15 protein-coding genes, 2 tRNA genes and 1 pseudogene are annotated in these 19,363 nt (G+C 40.6%); 15 read left to right on the forward strand and 3 right to left on the reverse strand.

The genetic code is table 11. The features are described 5' to 3' along the window. Positions 1–129 precede the first annotated feature (129 nt). The 6 genes from IV80_RS06235 (at position 130) to rpoC (ending at position 11,113) form a co-directional block, all read left to right on the forward strand. A tRNA-Pro gene (locus tag IV80_RS06235) sits at positions 130–203 on the forward strand. Between the two features lie 53 nt (positions 204–256). Continuing rightward, positions 257–330, forward strand: a tRNA-Pro gene (locus IV80_RS06240). A 195-nt stretch (positions 331–525) separates the two neighbouring features. Then, positions 526–993, forward strand: coding sequence for a CtsR family transcriptional regulator (locus tag IV80_RS06245; RefSeq protein WP_057751115.1), 468 nt, complete (start codon positions 526–528; stop codon positions 991–993). 20 nt (positions 994–1,013) lie between these two features. Continuing rightward, positions 1,014–3,494: an ATP-dependent Clp protease ATP-binding subunit gene (locus tag IV80_RS06250; RefSeq protein ID WP_057751118.1), complete on the forward strand. Its 2,481-nt coding sequence runs from the start codon at positions 1,014–1,016 to the stop codon at positions 3,492–3,494. Between the two features lie 256 nt (positions 3,495–3,750). Next, positions 3,751–7,368 carry a DNA-directed RNA polymerase subunit beta gene (gene rpoB / locus IV80_RS06255; protein ID WP_057751121.1) on the forward strand — a complete coding sequence of 1,206 codons (3,618 nt, stop codon included), beginning with the start codon at positions 3,751–3,753 and terminating at the stop codon, positions 7,366–7,368. A gap of 103 nt (positions 7,369–7,471) precedes the next feature. After that, positions 7,472–11,113: a DNA-directed RNA polymerase subunit beta' gene (gene rpoC / locus IV80_RS06260; RefSeq protein WP_057751123.1), complete on the forward strand. Its 3,642-nt coding sequence runs from the start codon at positions 7,472–7,474 to the stop codon at positions 11,111–11,113. A 64-nt stretch (positions 11,114–11,177) separates the two neighbouring features. Here the strand turns inward: rpoC and IV80_RS10190 are convergent, their stop codons facing one another. Both IV80_RS10190 and IV80_RS10275 read right to left on the reverse strand, forming a co-directional pair. Beyond that, positions 11,178–11,606 (reverse strand): prepilin peptidase, encoded by a 429-nt coding sequence (locus tag IV80_RS10190; protein ID WP_236699582.1) that lies wholly within the window; start codon positions 11,604–11,606, stop codon positions 11,178–11,180. Positions 11,607–11,612: 6 nt separating this feature from the next. After that, positions 11,613–11,861: pseudogene (locus IV80_RS10275) on the reverse strand (prepilin peptidase); the annotation flags it as partial. Positions 11,862–12,180: 319 nt separating this feature from the next. Between IV80_RS10275 and rpsL the strand changes: the two are divergent. From rpsL to fusA, 3 genes are all read left to right on the forward strand, one after another. Next, on the forward strand, positions 12,181–12,594 hold the full coding sequence (gene rpsL / locus IV80_RS06270; RefSeq protein ID WP_057751129.1) for a 30S ribosomal protein S12: 414 nt from the start codon (positions 12,181–12,183) through the stop codon (positions 12,592–12,594). A gap of 13 nt (positions 12,595–12,607) precedes the next feature. After that, complete coding sequence (gene rpsG, locus IV80_RS06275; RefSeq protein ID WP_057751132.1) at positions 12,608–13,078, forward strand: 30S ribosomal protein S7; 471 nt, start codon at positions 12,608–12,610, stop codon at positions 13,076–13,078. Between the two features lie 135 nt (positions 13,079–13,213). Next, a complete protein-coding gene (fusA, locus tag IV80_RS06280) occupies positions 13,214–15,313 on the forward strand; it encodes an elongation factor G (protein WP_057751135.1) in 2,100 nt (699 codons plus the stop codon). Positions 15,314–15,384: 71 nt separating this feature from the next. Here the strand turns inward: fusA and IV80_RS06285 are convergent, their stop codons facing one another. Further along, entirely contained in the window at positions 15,385–15,939 is a 555-nt protein-coding gene (locus IV80_RS06285; protein WP_057751138.1) for a cysteine hydrolase family protein, read from the reverse strand. A gap of 304 nt (positions 15,940–16,243) precedes the next feature. On the opposite strand from IV80_RS06285, the gene rpsJ reads away from it, so the two are divergent. From rpsJ to rpsS, 6 genes are read left to right on the forward strand one after another with little or no spacing between them, the layout of a single operon-like run. Beyond that, on the forward strand, positions 16,244–16,552 hold the full coding sequence (rpsJ, locus tag IV80_RS06290) for a 30S ribosomal protein S10 (RefSeq protein ID WP_046871293.1): 309 nt from the start codon (positions 16,244–16,246) through the stop codon (positions 16,550–16,552). A 48-nt stretch (positions 16,553–16,600) separates the two neighbouring features. Further along, positions 16,601–17,236 (forward strand): 50S ribosomal protein L3, encoded by a 636-nt coding sequence (rplC, locus tag IV80_RS06295; RefSeq protein WP_057751141.1) that lies wholly within the window; start codon positions 16,601–16,603, stop codon positions 17,234–17,236. Positions 17,237–17,254: 18 nt separating this feature from the next. Then, the gene (gene rplD / locus IV80_RS06300; protein WP_057751144.1) at positions 17,255–17,878 is read left to right on the forward strand and encodes a 50S ribosomal protein L4; all 624 of its coding nucleotides are present in this window, start codon (positions 17,255–17,257) and stop codon (positions 17,876–17,878) included. Then, complete coding sequence (gene rplW, locus IV80_RS06305; RefSeq protein WP_057751148.1) at positions 17,878–18,165, forward strand: 50S ribosomal protein L23; 288 nt, start codon at positions 17,878–17,880, stop codon at positions 18,163–18,165. The genes rplD and rplW overlap by 1 nt, the downstream gene beginning before the upstream one ends. Positions 18,166–18,191: 26 nt before the next feature. Beyond that, the gene (gene rplB / locus IV80_RS06310; RefSeq protein WP_057751151.1) at positions 18,192–19,040 is read left to right on the forward strand and encodes a 50S ribosomal protein L2; all 849 of its coding nucleotides are present in this window, start codon (positions 18,192–18,194) and stop codon (positions 19,038–19,040) included. A 29-nt stretch (positions 19,041–19,069) separates the two neighbouring features. Then, positions 19,070–19,351 (forward strand): 30S ribosomal protein S19, encoded by a 282-nt coding sequence (gene rpsS / locus IV80_RS06315; protein WP_057751154.1) that lies wholly within the window; start codon positions 19,070–19,072, stop codon positions 19,349–19,351. Positions 19,352–19,363 lie beyond the last annotated feature (12 nt).

A 19,363-nucleotide genomic window follows, 5' to 3' on the forward strand; every position in this document is an offset into this window, starting at 1 on the left:
TTGTAGGTTCGACTCCTACTGGGTGCATTTTTAGGCCTAACTGTTTAGGCAGTTGCCAGACATATGTAAAAATGCCAACTGTTTGAACCGGTTGGCATTTTAGTTAGGCTGAAGATAAAGTTTTTAGAGCGGGAAGTAGCTCAGCTTGGTAGAGCACCTGGTTTGGGACCAGGGGGTCGCAGGTTCGAATCCTGTCTTCCCGATTGAGTATGCGAACTTAATATGGTATCAAAGTCCTACAACTTAAAAATATGAACGGGAAGTAGCTCAGCTTGGTAGAGCACCACGTTCGGGACGTGGGGGTCGCAGGTTCAAATCCTGTTTTCCCGATAATAGAGAGAAGTCTAAAATCATTTTTGATTTTAGGCTTTTTTTATTCTATTGATCAAATAAGAGATGTACGCTGTTAAAATGGAAAATTCACAATCCAATTGTTTTTATCAGTACAAAAAACTTTGCTTTTGAGTGAGATTTTCGTATAATGAAAGTCAACATTAGTCAAAGATGCGAGGAAGGGTGTGCAAAATGCAAGGTCAAAATATTTCCGATATTATTGAAAAATATTTAAAGCAGATTTTGGCAGACTCAGAAGAAATTGAGATTCGGCGCTCGGAGATTGCTGATTTGTTTGATGTTGTGCCATCGCAAATTAACTATGTCATTAAAACGCGTTTTACCATTCAAAACGGCTATGTCGTGGAGAGTAAGCGGGGTGGTGGCGGCTATATTCGGATTGAGAAAGTCAAATTACTTGATGATTTGGATGTTTTGGATACACTTATTCAAGTGATTGGTAAAGCCATCAATCAACGTGATGCGCTTTCAATTGTAAAAAGTTTGTATGAAGATGATGTGATTGACAAACGAGAAGGTAATTTAATTCTGGCCGCCATTGATCGCCACACGTTGGCAATTAGCGATCGTGATGAAGAAGATCAGTTGCGGGCACGGATTTTAGTTGGAATTTTAAATCACTTAAGGTATGAGAGTTAAGAAGAAAGCAGGGTGTTAGCATGGATAATTTATTTACACCAAGTGCCAAAAATGTGCTGGCGATTTCGCAAGAACAAGCAAAACGTTTTAAGCATCAAGCAGTTGGTACAGAACACTTGTTGTTGGCCCTAGCAATTGAAAAAAATGGTATTGCGTACAAGGTTTTTCAACAATTTTCCGTTACAGAGACAGATATTGTTGAAGAAATCGAACGTTTTACGGGTTATGGGACGTTGAAAAATATTGGTACCGATGATTATTTGCCTTACTCACCTAAAGCTAAAGAAATTTTAGCTTTAGCAGGAGATGAGGCTAAGCGACTTGGAGCAGCTAAAATTGGAACTGAGCATTTATTGTTAGCGCTGTTGAGTGATGAAAACATTTTATCCTCACGTATTCTGATCAGTTTGGATATGGATCTGAGCCAAACGCGGAAAGTGATTTTGAGAAAATTAGGCGTCAGTGCATCGGCACAGTTACGCCAAAATCAAGCTCAAGGTAGTCGTGGCAATAAGCCTAAAGGAACACCGACGCTTGACTCAGTAGCCCGTGATATGACGCAGATGGCGCGTGACGGGCAAATTGATCCTGTCATTGGCCGTGAAAAAGAAGTTAAACGTGTTATTCAAATTTTGAGTCGCCGAACCAAGAACAATCCGGTTCTTATTGGTGAACCTGGTGTTGGGAAGACAGCAATCGCCGAGGGATTAGCGCAACGAATCATTGATGGTCATGTGCCAAGCGATTTAGCCAATAAACGGTTAATGATGTTGGACATGGGGTCTTTGGTTGCTGGGACAAAATACCGTGGTGAATTTGAAGACCGGCTTAAAAAAGTCATTGATGAAATTCATGAGGATAAACATATTGTGCTGTTTATCGATGAATTGCATACACTAATTGGTGCTGGTGGCGCAGAAGGAGCAATTGATGCTTCTAATATTTTGAAACCAGCCTTAGCCCGTGGTGAACTGCAAACTATCGGTGCCACAACTCTGAATGAGTATCAAAAATATATTGAAACTGATGCTGCGTTGGAACGTCGGTTTGCCAAAGTGGAAGTTGATGAACCTACCCCTGAAGAATCGGTTCAAATTTTACGTGGATTACGTGATAAATACGAACAACATCATCAAGTTGCCATTACAGATGATGCCATTAAGCAGGCCGTAGACTTATCAGACCGATATATTAGTGATCGTTTCTTACCAGATAAGGCGATCGATTTAATGGATGAGGCAGCCGCCAAAGTTCGGATTGACCAAATGGGTAAAGAGGATCAAAAAGGTTCAAAATCTAAATTGCAGCAGCTTGTGGATGATAAGGAAGCAGCAATTGAAGCCCAAGATTTTGAAAAAGCGCAAAAGATTCGTGTTAAGGAAGAAAAATTGCGTGCTAAATTGGCAAAACAGCAAGCGACAGACGATGGCGATAAAAAGCCGAAGTATCAATTGCAGGAAACTGCCGAAGACGTGGCTCAAGTGGTATCTGAATGGACTGGCGTACCACTGACACAGTTGCAAAAGACTGAAAGTGAACGGTTAGTCAACCTAGAAAAAATCTTGCATGAACGTGTCATTGGCCAAGAGGAAGCTGTTTCGGCTGTTTCTCGTGCGATTCGTCGGGCACGTAGCGGATTGAAAGATCCTGGTCGTCCCATTGGTTCGTTTATGTTCTTAGGACCTACAGGTGTTGGAAAAACAGAATTGGCCAAGGCGTTAGCTGAAGCTATGTTCGGTTCGGAAGACAACATGATTCGGATTGATATGTCTGAATATATGGAAAGATACAGCACGAGTCGTTTGATCGGTTCTGCACCAGGCTATGTCGGTTACGATGAAGGTGGGCAATTGACAGAACGAGTACGTCAAAAACCATATTCTGTCGTCTTATTTGATGAGGTTGAAAAAGCACATCCTGATGTCTTCAATATTCTCTTACAGGTTCTGGATGACGGCTACTTGACTGATTCTAAGGGTCGAAAAGTTGATTTTAGAAACACAATTTTGATTATGACATCTAACTTGGGAGCGACTGCTTTACGTGACGAAAAGTCGGTTGGCTTTGGTGCTAAAGATGCAAGTCAAGATTATCAAGCAATGGCGGCTAAAATTCGAGAAGTCCTTAAACAGAGTTTCCGTCCTGAATTTTTAAACCGAATCGATGAAACAATCATTTTCCATTCTTTGACACGACCACAATTACATCAAATTGTGAAACTGATGGCTCGCAATATTTTGAAACGCGTAGCAGATCAAGGAATGACAGTCAAAATTACACCGGCGGCAATTGATGCGGTTGCTGAAGCAGGATTTGATCCAGAGTATGGCGCACGACCAATTCGACGCGCTTTCCAAACAAAGGTTGAAGATCAGCTTAGTGAATTAATGCTTTCAGGTGAAGCCAAAATCGGTGATAACATTACGGTTGGTGCACGGCACGGCAAAATTCAAGTTGCGGTTCGCAATCCGAAGCCAAAACCTAAACAACCAACAGCTTAAAATAAATAGGAGTCACAGTTAATTAGTTGACAGAAGTCAATAAAATGAGTATGATGTACTTTGTTTGTAACTGTGAATGAAATGAAGCGTTGCGATCTATTGTCCGTGGCGCTTTTCATAAAAAAAGCAAAAATAGCTATCAAATAAAAGAGCTATTTTTGGTTTTTTTTTGCCAAAAAACAGTGCGTTTGTGCATTTGTAATCAAAACGTAACATTGATTGGCAGTTCACGGAAAATTTTAGAGAGGTGAATAACTTGGCAGGACATTTGGTAAAATACGGTAAACACCGAACCCGTAGAAGTTACGCACGGATTAAAGAAGTGCTGGAACTTCCTAACTTGATTGAGATTCAAAGTAATTCATACCAATGGTTCCTTGATGAAGGCTTAAAAGATATGTTCGATGACATTATGCCAATCGACGATTTTGCCGGCAATCTTTCTTTGGAATACGTTGATTATCAATTACTTGAACCAAAGTATACGGTGGATGAGGCGCGTGAACATGAAGCAAATTATTCCGCACCTTTACACGTTACCTTGCGTTTGACGAACCATGAAACTGGCGAAATCAAATCTCAGGATGTGTTCTTTGGTGATTTTCCACTAATGACAGAACAAGGCACATTCATTATTAACGGTGCAGAACGGGTTATCGTTTCGCAGTTAGTTCGTTCACCTGGTGTTTATTACACTAAGGACACTGATAAAAACAGCCGCGATATTTGGGGAACCACGGTCATTCCTAACCGAGGAGCTTGGTTAGAGTACGAAACCGACGCCAAAAATATTGCATATGTTCGAATTGATCGAACACGTAAAATTCCAATGACTGAATTAGTTCGTGCCCTTGGGTTCGGATCTGATGAAGAAATTGTCGATATGTTGGGTCAAACAGATAGTTTGGACAACACTTTAGACAAAGATGTTCATAAGAATTCTGACGATTCACGTGTTGAAGAGTCCTTAAAAGATATTTACGAACGTCTCCGTCCTGGTGAACCTAAGACGGCTGATAGTTCACGTAGCCTTTTGACTGCCCGGTTCTTTGATCCTAAACGTTATGATATGGCCCCAGTTGGCCGTTACAAAGTTAACAAGAAGTTAAGTTTGAAGACTCGTTTGGTAGGTCAGACTTTAGCTGAAACTTTAGCAGATCCTGATACAGGTGAGGTTATTGCTCAAAAGGGTACAGTTGTGACCAAAGATGTTATGAAAGATTTAGGACCTTATTTAGATCGTAAAGATTTCAAAACAATCACATACACACCTTCAGATGAAGCTGTTGTGACGGAGCCAATGACTGTTCAATCTATTAAGATTGCGGACCCTAACGATCCTGAACGTGAATTAATTATGATCGGCAATGGCAATATCGACTTAAAGCTTAAGCATATTACACCAGCTGATATTATTGCTTCAATTAACTACTTCTTCTTGTTGCAAGAAGGAATTGGCTCAACGGACGACATTGACCATTTGGGGAATCGTCGTATTCGTTCTGTCGGTGAATTATTACAAAATCAATTCCGGATTGGTCTTTCACGAATGGAACGCGTTGTTCGTGAACGTATGTCTATTCAAGATGCGACAACCGTGACCCCACAACAATTAATTAATATTCGTCCTGTTGTGGCTTCTATTAAGGAATTCTTTGGTTCTTCACAATTGTCACAATTCATGGACCAAACTAACCCATTGGGTGAATTAACGCATAAGCGTCGTTTATCTGCCCTTGGTCCTGGTGGTTTAACTCGTGACCGAGCGGGTTATGAAGTTCGTGATGTGCATTACACTCATTATGGTCGTATGTGTCCAATCGAAACGCCTGAAGGTCCTAATATTGGTTTGATTAACAGTTTGGCTAGTTACGCTAAGATCAACAAATACGGCTTTATTGAAACACCATATCGTCGTGTTTCTTGGACAACCCATAAGGTTACGGACAAGATTGATTATTTAACTGCTGACGAAGAAGACCAATACGTTATTGCACAGGCTAACTCACCATTAAACGATGATGGTTCGTTTGTCGATGATGTGGTTATGGCACGACATGAAAGTGACAATATCGAAATCAACATTAACAATGTCGATTACATGGATGTGTCACCAAAACAAGTAGTTGCGGTTGCAACGGCATGTATTCCTTTCTTGGAAAATGATGATTCCAACCGAGCTTTAATGGGTGCCAACATGCAACGTCAGGCGGTTCCTTTGCTTGATCCTCATGCGCCATTGGTCGGAACGGGTATCGAATATAAAGCAGCACATGACTCCGGAGTGGCTTTAATTTGTAAGCATGAAGGAACAGTTGAATATGTTGATGCACGTGAAATTCGTGTTCGCCGTGATGACGGTGCTTTAGATACCTATAAATTAATGAAATTCCGCCGTTCAAACGGTGGTAAGAACTATAACCAACGCCCAATCGTAAAAGTTAACGATCATGTGGATAACGATGAAGTCTTAGCTGATGGTCCTTCAATGGAGGGCGGCGAGTTAGCACTTGGTCAAAACCCATTAGTTGCTTTCATGACTTGGCAAGGATATAACTTCGAAGATGCCATCGCCATCAATGAGCGTTTAGTTCGTGATGATGTTTATACTTCTATTCATATTGAAGAATATGAGTCTGAAGCACGTGATACCAAGCTCGGACCTGAGGAAATGACGCGTGAAATTCCTAACGTTGGTGAAGATGCCTTAAAGGATCTTGATGAAGATGGGATTGTCCGCATTGGTGCTGAAGTTGAAGACGGCGACATCTTAGTAGGTAAAGTAACGCCAAAGGGAGTTACTGAATTATCCGCTGAAGAACGATTATTACATGCGATCTTTGGTGAAAAAGCCCGTGAAGTTCGTGATACTTCGTTACGTGTACCTCATGGTGGCGGCGGTATCATCCAGGATGTGAAGATCTTTACTCGTGAAAACGGGGACGAACTTTCACCTGGTGTCAATATGATGGTTCGTGTTTATATTGCCCAGAAACGTAAGTTACAAGTGGGTGATAAGATGGCCGGACGTCATGGTAACAAAGGGACTGTTTCCGTTGTTATTCCTGAAGAAGATATGCCGTACATGCCAGATGGAACACCAATTGATATTATGTTAAGCCCAATGGGTGTGCCTTCACGTATGAATATTGGTCAGGTTCTTGAATTGCATTTAGGAATGGCTGCTCGTAACTTAGGTATCCATGTGGCAACACCTGTTTTTGATGGTGCTCGCGATAAAGATATTTGGGATGCTGTTAAAGAAGCTGGAATGCAATCTGACGCTAAGACGATCCTCTATGATGGTCGTACTGGTGAGCCTTTCGAACAACGCATTGCCGTTGGAGTTATGCATTACATGAAGTTGGCCCACATGGTTGATGATAAAATTCATGCACGTTCAATTGGACCTTACTCATTAGTTACGCAGCAACCATTAGGTGGTAAAGCACAATTTGGTGGCCAGCGTTTTGGTGAAATGGAAGTTTGGGCGCTTGAAGCTTATGGGGCTGCTTATACCCTTCAAGAAATCTTAACTTACAAGTCTGATGATGTGGTTGGTCGTGTGAAAACATACGAAGCAATTGTCAAAGGTGATCCGATTCCACGTCCAGGTGTTCCAGAGTCGTTCCGAGTTTTAGTTAAGGAATTGCAAGCACTTGGTTTGGATATGAAGGTTCTCGATGCTGACAAGAACGAAATTGAGTTGCGTGATATGGACGACGATGATGACGATGTTGTCAACGTGGATGCACTCAGTAAGTATGCTGAAGAACAAAAAGATAAGTCAAAAGAGGATGCTAAAGCAACGGCATCTAAAGACGCTTCTTCTGCCAGCACAACAAAAGCTGAAACAGAAAACAATCAAAAGTAGATTCAAATTGAGGTAACTTTAAATCTTGGAAGCAGGAATAAGTTAGTTTAAGCAATCGAAATAGTTTAATTTAAGAAATCAATTTAAGAAGGAGGTCGATCCTTTGATCGATGTCAATAAGTTTGAAAGCATGCAAATTGGGCTCGCTTCCCCTGACAAGATCAGAAGTTGGTCATATGGTGAAGTAAAAAAGCCAGAAACGATTAACTATCGAACATTAAAGCCTGAAAAAGATGGGTTGTTTGATGAACGAATTTTCGGACCAACTAAAGATTACGAATGTGCCTGTGGAAAATACAAACGTATTCGTTATAAGGGAATTGTCTGTGACCGATGTGGGGTTGAAGTAACGAAGTCCAAGGTACGTCGTGAACGTATGGGCCATATCGAATTGGCAGCTCCTGTAACTCACATCTGGTACTTCAAGGGTATTCCTAGCCGTATGGGCTTAGTTTTAGATATGAGTCCTCGTGCACTTGAAGAAATCATTTACTTCGCTTCATACGTCGTAATTGACCCAGGCAAGACACCTTTGGAAAAGAAACAACTTTTAACTGAACGTGAATATCGTGAAAAGTTAGAAGAATATGGAAATACCTTTAATGCTAAGATCGGTGGCGAAGCAATTAAAGAATTGCTTCAAGACGTTGATCTTGATAAAGAAGCTAAGACCTTAAAAGAAGAACTCAAGGATGCCTCCGGACAGAAGCGGACACGTGCCGTTCGTCGTTTAGACATCGTTGAAGCCTTCATCAAATCTGGTAACGATCCGGACTGGATGGTTATGGATGCCATTCCAGTTATTCCACCAGATTTACGACCAATGGTTCAGTTGGATGGTGGTCGTTTTGCCACATCTGATTTGAATGATTTGTATCGTCGTGTGATCAACCGTAATAACCGTTTGAAACGATTATTAGACTTGAATGCACCTGGAATTATCGTTCAAAACGAAAAACGGATGTTACAAGAAGCCGTTGATGCTTTGATTGATAATGGTCGTCGTGGCCGTCCAGTAGCTGGTCCAGGTAACCGACCATTGAAGTCACTTTCACATATGTTAAAAGGTAAGCAAGGACGTTTCCGTCAAAACTTACTTGGAAAACGTGTGGATTATTCTGGCCGTTCCGTTATTGATGTGGGACCATCACTTAAGATGAACCAAATGGGCTTACCTGTGCCAATGGCATTGGAATTGTTCAAGCCGTTCATCATGAAAGAATTAGTTTCGCGTGGGTTAGCTTCTAATATTAAGAATGCTAAACGTAAGATTGACCGCAAAGATGATGATGTTTACGATGTCTTAGAAGACGTTATTAAAGAGCATCCAGTTCTTTTAAACCGTGCACCTACCTTGCATAGACTAGGTATTCAGGCTTTTGAACCTGTCTTGGTCAGCGGGAAAGCTATGCGTTTACATCCACTAGTTTGTGAAGCTTATAATGCCGATTTTGATGGGGACCAAATGGCGATTCATTTGCCTTTATCAGATGAAGCTCAAGCTGAAGCTCGGTTGCTTATGTTAGCTGCTCATCATATTTTGGCACCTGCAAATGGTAAACCAGTGGTAACACCTTCACAGGATATGGTTATCGGAAACTATTGGTTAACGATGGAACGTGAAAATAGTGTGGGCGAAGGCATGATCTTTAAAGATCTTGATGAAATTCGCTTGGCAATGCAAAATGGTTATGTGTCAGAGCATACACGAATTGGTCTTGCTGTGAGTTCAATGCCTGAAAAGCCATTTACTGATGCACAACGCAAACGAATTCTTGTTACAACTGCTGGTAAAGCAATCTTTAATGACATTTTGCCAAAGGGATTAATTTATTTGAACGAACCTACTGATGAGAATTTAGTTGGGGGAACACCAGATAAATACTTCCTAGAACCTGGTGAAGACATTAAAGCCTTTATTCAGGCTCAACCATTGATTCCACCGTTCAAAAAAGGTTTCTTGAGTGACATTATTGCGCAAGTATACAAGCAATATAAAGTTACCCAAACTTCTTTACTTTTGGACCGGATGAAAGACCTTGGTTATGATGTTTCTACGAAGTCTGGTTTGACGGTTGGTATTTCTGATATTACTGATTTAAAAGAAAAGCCAGAAATTGTGGATGCTGCTCATAAACAAGTTGCCACAGTTACAAAGCAGTTCCGTCGTGGTTTAATCACAGACGACGAACGTTATGAGCGTGTTGTGGGAATTTGGAATGACGCTAAAGATCAGATCCAACAAAAATTGATGGAGAGTTTTGATCCTCAAAACCCAATTTACATGATGAGTGATTCTGGAGCTCGTGGTAATATTTCTAACTTTACCCAGCTTGCCGGCATGCGTGGCTTGATGGCCGCACCTAATGGTAAAATCATGGAATTGCCAATCCTTTCAAACTTCCGTGAAGGACTTTCTGTTTTGGAAATGTTCATTTCAACTCATGGTGCTCGTAAAGGTATGACCGATACGGCGTTGAAGACAGCCAACTCTGGTTACTTGACACGTCGTTTGGTTGATGTGGCTCAGGATGTTATTGTGCGTGAAAAGGATTGTGGGACTGATCGTGGCTTAACAATCTCTGCCATCGTTGAAGGTAATGAAGTGATTGAATCTCTGTACGATCGTATTTTAGGTCGCTACACACAAAAATCAGTTTATGATCCTAAGACTGGCGAAAAGATTATCGGTAAGAACAAGATGGTCGACGAGACAAAGGCACAACAAATTATTGATGCCGGCGTTGAACAAGTAACGATTCGTTCAGCCTTCACTTGCAACACTCGTCATGGTGTTTGTGAACGTTGTTATGGTCGTAACATGGCTACTGGTGACCGTGTTGAAGTTGGTGAAGCAGTGGGTACTGTTGCTGCTCAATCAATTGGTGAACCCGGTACTCAGTTAACGATGCGTAACTTCCATACCGGTGGTGTTGCTGGAAACGAAGATATCACGCAAGGATTACCACGTATCCAAGAAATTGTGGAAGCTCGTAATCCTAAAGGTCGTGCAGAAATTACAGAAGTAACTGGGACGGTTGAGTCTGTTGAAGAAAATCCTGCGGAACGTACTAAAGAAGTTACGGTCAAAGGTGAGACTGATACGCGGACTTACACATTACCAATTACGGCACGGATGAAAGTTGCTGAAGGTGACTTCATTCACCGTGGTTCTGCTTTGAATGATGGTTCTATTGATCCTAAAGAATTATTGAAGGTTCGCGATGTACTTTCAACAGAAAATTATCTGTTGCGTGAGATCCAACGTGTCTATCGTATGCAAGGTGTAGAAATCTTGGATAAGCATGTGGAAATCATGGTTCGTCAAATGCTTCGTAAGATTCGGGTTATGGATCCTGGCGATACAGACTTGCTTCCTGGTACTTTGTTGGATATCAACGACTTCAAAGATGCTAACTACAAGACGTTAATCGCTGGTGGTATTCCGGCAACGGCTCGTCCGGTATTACTTGGAATCACCAAAGCTGCCTTGGAAACAAATAGTTTCTTGTCAGCTGCATCCTTCCAGGAAACAACTCGGGTATTAACCGATGCTGCTATCCGTGGTAAGAATGATCCGTTAGTCGGATTAAAGGAAAATGTTATTATTGGTAAGATTATTCCTGCTGGGACAGGAATGCCTGACTATCGTAAGATTCTTCCTAAAAACGTCGGTGGTAACTTGGCTGAACCTAAGTCATTAAGCGATGTTGAAAAAGAAATGAATACAGAGACAACCAAGTAGGTTTCTGAATTTCAAAATTAAAAGTGCAGTTATTCGAATTCATTCGAATAACTGCATTTTTTTGTTAGGCAGTTACTAAAAAATAGGCGAAGGTAAGATAAGGGATGAATGGGATTTGTTTTGTTCGATAGTGTGAAAATAGTAGCTGACTAATTAAACAGGAAGCAGCAGCGACAAATAAAATGACCACACTTGCTTGCAGATGGGTGAGTAAAATGAATGCAAAAAAGAGTTCGAAGTCAGCTTCACCAAGACCCGGTATGAATGAAGAAAGCTGAAATGAGGTTAACAAGCTAATTGCCAGTAAACCTAGCACGATCAGATTTAGAAAAGTTGGGTGGTAAATGAAACCAATAACTCCAAGGACGCCGATTAAATTGCCATTGACCCAGGTTGTTTTTAAGTCTGTTAAGCTCAAATAAATTAGGCTAATGACAATGAGGAGACGACTAATTAAAGCTAAATTGCTGGAAGCAGTTTGAAAATTGTGCAAAAATAAGATTCCCATCAGCAGCTCAATTAGACATGAGGTGGGGGAAAATTCTTTTTGACAATACCGGCAGCGCCCGTTCAAAAGACAGTAACTTATGATAGGAATGAGATCGAAGGGTTGCAAAACGTGTAGACAGTTGTCACAGTGTGATCTGGGTGAAATAATGGACTGACCTAGAATTGTGCGCGCCACACAAAGTGTCAAAAAAGAGCCAAGGGATGCACCAAGAACAAAAAAATAGATTTGAATAAGCATGATAAAACCTCCATTACAGAATAAATACGTCTTTTTTAAACAAATCAATGTTTAGTCAAGGAGTTTTTTTCAAAATAAAAGAGCTGATGATAGCGATTAATTCGTAAATTAGATGTTATAAGCGATTGACAAGGCGGGGGGATGATGATAATCTAAGAAAGGTGCTTTTTGTGGACAGGTTCTGTATTAGACAGACATGCTGACTGGAAACAGTGGCACAAAGCCATATCAAGGCGATTTTTTTATAATCAAAAAAGAACCACCTGGATGTGTGTACTTAAATAGTTTAAGATTTTTTATTTGGAAGGGGAAACAATTAATGCCTACAATCAACCAATTGGTTCGTAAGGGTCGTCATTCGCAGAGTTCTAAATCTAAAGCTCCTGCTTTGAACTATGGCTACAACAGCATGAAGAAAAAAGCAGTTGCTAACCCAGCACCACAAAAACGTGGTGTTGCAACTCGTGTTGGTACCATGACACCTAAGAAACCTAACTCAGCTTTACGTAAATATGCACGTGTACGTCTTTCTAACTTGATCGAAGTCACTGCATATATCCCAGGAATCGGTCATAACCTTCAGGAACATAGTGTTGTGCTTATCCGTGGCGGCCGTGTTAAGGATTTACCTGGTGTTCGTTATCACGTTATTCGTGGTGCACTTGATACAGCTGGTGTGACAGATCGTAAACAAAGCCGTTCTAAATACGGTACAAAGAAACCTAAGAAGTAAGGAGGTTATTTAAATGCCAAGAAAAGGTCCTGCATCAAAACGTGAAGTATTACCTGATCCAATTTACAATTCAAAGCTTGTTACTCGTTTAATTAACCATTTAATGTTAGATGGTAAACGTGGTACAGCTTCAAAAATTCTCTATAACGCATTCGATATTATCAAATCTGAAACTGGTAACGAACCAACAGAAGTATTTGATGAAGCAATGAAGAACGTTATGCCTGTTCTTGAAGTTAAGGCTCGTCGTGTTGGTGGTTCAAACTACCAAGTACCAATCGAAGTTCGTCCAGATCGTCGAACAACTTTAGGCCTTCGTTGGATTGTGAACTATTCACGCCTTCGTGGTGAACATACAATGACAGAACGTCTTGCTCGTGAAATCATGGACGCTGCTAATAATACAGGTGCTTCAGTTAAAAAGCGTGAAGATACTCATAGAATGGCTGAAGCCAACCGAGCATTTGCTCATTATCGTTGGTAATTTTCCGCTTGTTGCTTAATCCGTTTGATAACGGTGAGCAATAATGAATGGCTATTATATGAAGTCCATATAGTAGTCATTTTTTATAATTTTGACTCTTTGACCATTAATTTGAAGGGAGAAACATTTTTTAATATGGCTAACAAAAGAGAATTTCCACTTGAAAAGACTCGTAATATCGGGATCATGGCACATATTGATGCTGGTAAAACGACTACTACAGAGCGGATTTTGTACTACACTGGTAAAATTCATAAAATTGGTGAAACCCATGATGGTGCTTCACAAATGGATTGGATGGAACAAGAACAAGAACGTGGGATTACCATTACATCAGCCGCAACGACTGCTGCATGGAAAGACCACCGTATCAACATTATCGATACACCAGGACACGTGGACTTCACTGTTGAAGTTGAACGTTCCCTACGTGTGTTAGATGGTGCGGTTGCTGTTCTTGACGCTCAAGCAGGTGTAGAACCTCAAACAGAAACTGTTTGGCGTCAAGCTTCTGATTACAGTGTGCCACGGATTGTGTTTGCAAATAAGATGGATAAGATTGGTGCTGACTTTGATTACTCAGTACAAACCATTAAAGACCGTCTTCAAGCAAATGCCTTACCAATCCAAATGCCAATTGGTGCTGAAGACGATTTCGAAGGGGTTATTGACCTTGTCGAAATGAAAGCTGACCTTTATGATGAAGATCAACTTGGTACTGAGTGGGATACAGTGGATGTTCCTGATGAATACAAAGAAGAAGCTGAAAAACGTCGAACAGAAATGATCGAACAATTGGCTGATATCGATGATGACATCATGGAAAAATACCTTGGTGGCGAAGAGATTAGCAAAGAAGAAATCAAAGCTGCTATCCGTAAAGGTACTTTGAATCTTGAATTATTCCCTGTTTTGGCTGGTTCAGCTTTCAAAAACAAGGGTGTTCAGATGATGTTGGATGCTGTTGTAGATTATTTACCATCACCATTGGATGTGAAACCATACAATGCAACTAATCCTGAAACGGATGAAGCTGTTGAATTAACAGCCGGTGACGATAAGCCATTTGCTGCCTTGGCATTCAAAGTTGCTACTGATCCATTCGTTGGTCGTTTGACTTATATTCGTGTTTATACAGGAACTTTGGAATCAGGTTCTTATGTTTTAAATGCGACTAAAGACAAACGTGAACGTGTTGGTCGTTTGCTACAAATGCATTCTAATCACCGTCAAGAAATTCCAGAAGTTTTCTCAGGTGATATTGCCGCAGCAATTGGTTTGAAGAATACCACTACTGGTGATTCTTTAACTGATCCAGATCATCCATTACATTTGGAATCCATGGAATTCCCTGATCCAGTTATCCAGGTAGCCGTAGAGCCAAAATCTAAGGCTGACCAAGATAAGATGGATATTGCTTTACAAAAGCTTGCTGAAGAAGATCCTACATTCAAGGCTGAAACTAACCCTGAAACTGGTGAAACTTTGATTGCTGGTATGGGTGAGTTACATTTGGATATTATCATTGATCGTATGAAACGTGAATTCAACGTTGAAGCAACGGTTGGTGCTCCTCAAGTAGCTTATCGTGAAGCCTTCACAAAACAAGCTTCTGCACAAGGTAAGTTTGTTCGTCAGTCTGGTGGTAAAGGTCAATATGGTGATGTTTGGATTGAATTCACACCTAATGAAGAAGGTAAAGGATTCGAATTCGAAGATGCTATTGTTGGTGGGGTTGTTCCTCGTGAATTTATCCCAGCTGTTGAACAAGGCTTGCGTGAAGCTTTGAATAACGGTGTACTTGCCGGATATCCATTAGTTGACTTGAAAGCTAAGTTATATGATGGTAGTTATCATGAAGTCGATTCTAGTGAAGCTGCATTTAAGGTAGCTGCCTCAATCTCACTTCATAATGCTGCTAAGAAAGCTGCACCTGTAATTTTGGAACCTGTTATGAAGGTTGAAGTTCGTGTACCAGAAGAGTACATGGGTGATATTATGGGTCAAATTACAGCTCGTCGTGGTCGTGTTGAAGGAATGGAAGCTATCTCTGGTGCTGAAGAAATTCATGCCTTTGTCCCACTTTCAGAAATGTTTGGTTATGCTACTACCTTACGTTCTGCATCACAGGGTCGTGGTACTTTCACAATGACCTTTGATCATTACGAAGCTGTTCCTAAGTCTATCCAAGAAGATATCATCAAGAAAAATGGTGGTTCTTCAAGCAAAGACTAAGGTCTAAAGCTTTTAAAACGAAATTAAAAACGTCTGATTACAGTTTTTCACTGTGATCAGACGTTTTTTTGTTAAAAGATTTCGGCACCTAAGCAATTTTTGAAATGGGAGATGGCCCATTCGTGTCCAATAGGATCAAAACTAGCGACTGCCTTTTGATCGATACGAATTTTATAATTTAAATTGTAAGCAGAAATCGCAGTTTGTAAAATACAAATATCTGTGCACACGCCAGTTAACAGAAGTGTGTCGATTTTATGCGTACGCAAGTAATTATCTAAGTTGGTATTTACAAACGCACTGTATCTATTTTTGTCGAAATAATAGACTTGATCGCGATCGGCATTCTGGGTATACCAGTTTTGAATTTCACCATACAATTCGTGACCCCAGGAGTCCTTCAAGTTGTGCGGCGGAAACAATTTTGTTTCAGGATGAAACGGCTCATCTTTTTTGTGCAGATCAGTAGGAAGAATAACGAGGTTATCGTTTTTTATGAAGGAATTTGCTAACTTTAAAATTTCGTCTTCAAGTTTTTGACCGGGTGTGCCAGTGGTCAAAGCACCTTCATCGGCAACAAAATCGTTTGTGTAATCTATAATAAGAAGTGCGGTAGTTTTATCCAAAGAAACCACTCCATTTCATTTTAATGATTAAAGTATGCACTTAAAACCGTTTTCAAATGTTACAAATACATTACAATTCGCAGAACGAGAAAGAATTACGTTCAAACTCTTGTAAAGCCGCGCCATATCTAGTAATATAGACAAGTACTTGAATTTTAGCGGGCTTTTTATGCCCACTAGTCAGGTAAAACAAGGAGCTTTGATGTGGAAGGTTGCGACACACCCGGCCGCTTTGCCACGACGGTGTGGCGGTAATTTCCACGGAGCAAGTCTCATTTTCAAAATAGACGAAGGAGGGAACACAATGGCAAAACAAAAAATTCGTATCCGTTTGAAGGCTTACGAACATCGCATTTTAGATCAATCCGCAGACAAGATTGTCGAAACGGCAAAAAGAACTGGTGCCACAATTTCTGGTCCAATTCCACTACCAACAGAACGTACAATCTACACGGTTTTGAGCTCGCCACATAAGTTTAAAAAAGCTCGTGAGCAGTTTGAAATGCGTACACACAAGCGTTTGATTGATATCGTTAACCCAACACCAAAGACAGTTGACTCATTAATGAAGTTAGATCTGCCAAGTGGCGTTGATATTGAAATCAAGCTTTAATTTTTAGGAACACAAATTTAGTATCACAATAATATTGGAGGTGTACTCATGACCACAAAAGGAATCTTAGGAAAAAAGGTTGGTATGACCCAAGTCTTTACGGATAACGGCGAATTAGTTCCCGTTACCGTTGTTGATACAACACCAAACGTTGTATTACAAGTTAAAACCGTTGAAAATGATGGTTATAGCGCAGTGCAATTAGGGTTCGATGACAAACGTAAAGTATTGAGCAACAAACCTGAACAAGGTCATGTAGCAAAAGCAAATACAAATCCTAAGCGCTTCATTCATGAAATCAGAGATGTTGAGCTGGGAGATTTAAAGGTTGGCGATTCAATTAAAGCTGACTTGTTCGCAGCAGGCGATATCGTTGATGTCACAGGTACTTCTAAGGGACATGGTTTCCAAGGAAATATCAAGAAGGATGGACAACATCGTGGTCCGATGGCACATGGCTCTCGTTATCATCGTCGTCCTGGTTCACTCGGTGCAATTATTAACCGTGTGTTCCCTGGCAAGAAATTACCAGGTCGGATGGGGAATAACACACGAACAGTTCAAAACTTAGAAGTTATTAAAGCTGACACAGAAAACAATGTTTTATTGATCAAAGGAAATGTCCCTGGATCAAAGAACTCATTCTTAGTTGTTAAGAATGCGGTTAAACCACATAAAAAGTAGAAAGGAGGACTAAATTAAATGACAAGCGTATCTTTATATAAACAAGATGGTACAAAGAATGGCGACGTTGAACTTAATGCTGACATTTTTGGTATCACACCAAACGATAATGTGATTTTTGAAGCTGTTGTGATGCAACGCGCATCAATGCGTCAAGGCACACATGCTGTTAAAAATCGAAGTGCAGTTCGTGGTGGTGGTAAGAAGCCATGGCGTCAAAAGGGTACTGGTCGTGCACGTCAAGGTTCAATTCGTTCACCACAATGGCGTGGCGGTGGTATTGTATTTGGCCCCACACCTCGTTCATATGCATACAAGTTGCCAAAGAAAATGCGTCGTTTAGCGTTGAAGTCTGTACTTTCACAAAAAGTATTGGATGACAGTTTGGTAGTTGTTGATGATTATAGCTTTGACCAACCAAAGACTAAAGCTTTTGCACAATCACTTGACGGCTTAAAAGTTACAACGAAAGCATTATTAGTCCTTGAAGATGATAACGTGAATGCTGCTCGTGCAGCTCGTAACCTTAAGAATGTGAAGATTGTTTCACCAGCTGGTGTAAATGTCTTAGACGTTGTTAATAGTGACAAACTCGTTATTACTCAAAAGGCTCTTTCTCAAGTAGAGGAGGCTCTCGCATAATGGAATCACGTGATGTAATTTTACGTCCAGTTGTCACTGAAGCTTCAATGGCAGAAATGGACGACAAACGCTACACATTCGATGTTGATACTCGTGCAACTAAGACAGAAGTCAAAAAGGCCGTTGAAGACGTTTTTGATGTTAAGGTTGTGAAGGTAAACATCATGAATGTTAAAGGTAAGCTCAAGCGTCAGGGACGTTATTCTGGTTATACCAAGAAACGTCGCAAGGCAATCGTAACCTTGTCATCTGACTCAAAAGAAATCAAATTATTCAACGAAGAATAATAAATAAATTATAGGAGGAAAAACACGTGGGGATTAAGAAGTTTAAACCAACGACAAATGCTCGTCGTGGTATGACACAGCTTGATTATAGTGAAATTACCAAGACGACTCCTGAAAAATCGTTACTCGAATCTCAAAGCCACACAGCTGGCCGTAACAACTCCGGCCGTATGACTGTTCGTCACCGTGGCGGCGGTAACAAACGTCAATATCGTATTATTGATTTCAAACGAATCAAAGATGACGTTCCTGCTACTGTTAAGGCAATCGAATATGATCCAAACCGTACAGCTAACATCGCTTTACTTGTTTATGCTGATGGAATTAAATCATATATCATCGCACCAAAAGGACTTAAGGTTGGCGATAAGGTTCAATCAGGTTCAGATGCTGATATCAAAGTTGGTAATACATTACCATTAAAGGATATTCCAGTTGGTACAATTATTCATAACATTGAATTAAAGCCTGGTAAGGGTGGCCAGTTAGCACGTTCTGCTGGTGCATCAGCTCAATTACTTGGTAAGGAAGGTAAATACGTCTTAGTACGTTTAGCTTCTTCTGAAGTTCGTATGATCTTATCTGCTGGTCGTGCTACTATTGGCGCTGTTGGTAATGAGGAACACGAATTGGTTAATGTTGGTAAAGCAGGCCGCACACGTTATAATGGTCAGCGTCCACATGTTCGTGGATCTGTAATGAACCCTAACGACCATCCACATGGTGGTGGTGAAGGTAAAGCACCAGTTGGTCTTCCATCACCTCTTTCACCTTGGGGTAAGAAGACAGTTGGTAAGAAGACACGTAACAAACGGAATAAGTCTAACAAATTTATCGTTCGTGGTCGTAAACGTGGCCGCTTAGGTAATATTTAGTCGAAAATTTCCCTAAAGGAGGTTTCATAATGGGTCGTAGTTTGAAAAAAGGACCATTTGCAGATGAACATCTTTTGAAGAAGATCGATGCACAAAAAGATCAAGAAAAGAAATCTGTAATCAAAACATGGTCACGTCGTTCCACAATTTTCCCAAGTTTCATCGGTTATACAATCGCTGTTTACGATGGTAGAAAACATGTCCCAGTTTATATTCAAGATGACATGGTTGGCCATAAGCTTGGTGAGTTTGTTCCTACACGAACATTCCATGGACATGGTACCGACGATAAGAAAACAGCTGCTAAATAAGGAGGATGAATC

This window comes from Pediococcus cellicola (assembly GCF_001438655.1).
GTDB lineage: Bacteria > Bacillota > Bacilli > Lactobacillales > Lactobacillaceae > Pediococcus > Pediococcus cellicola.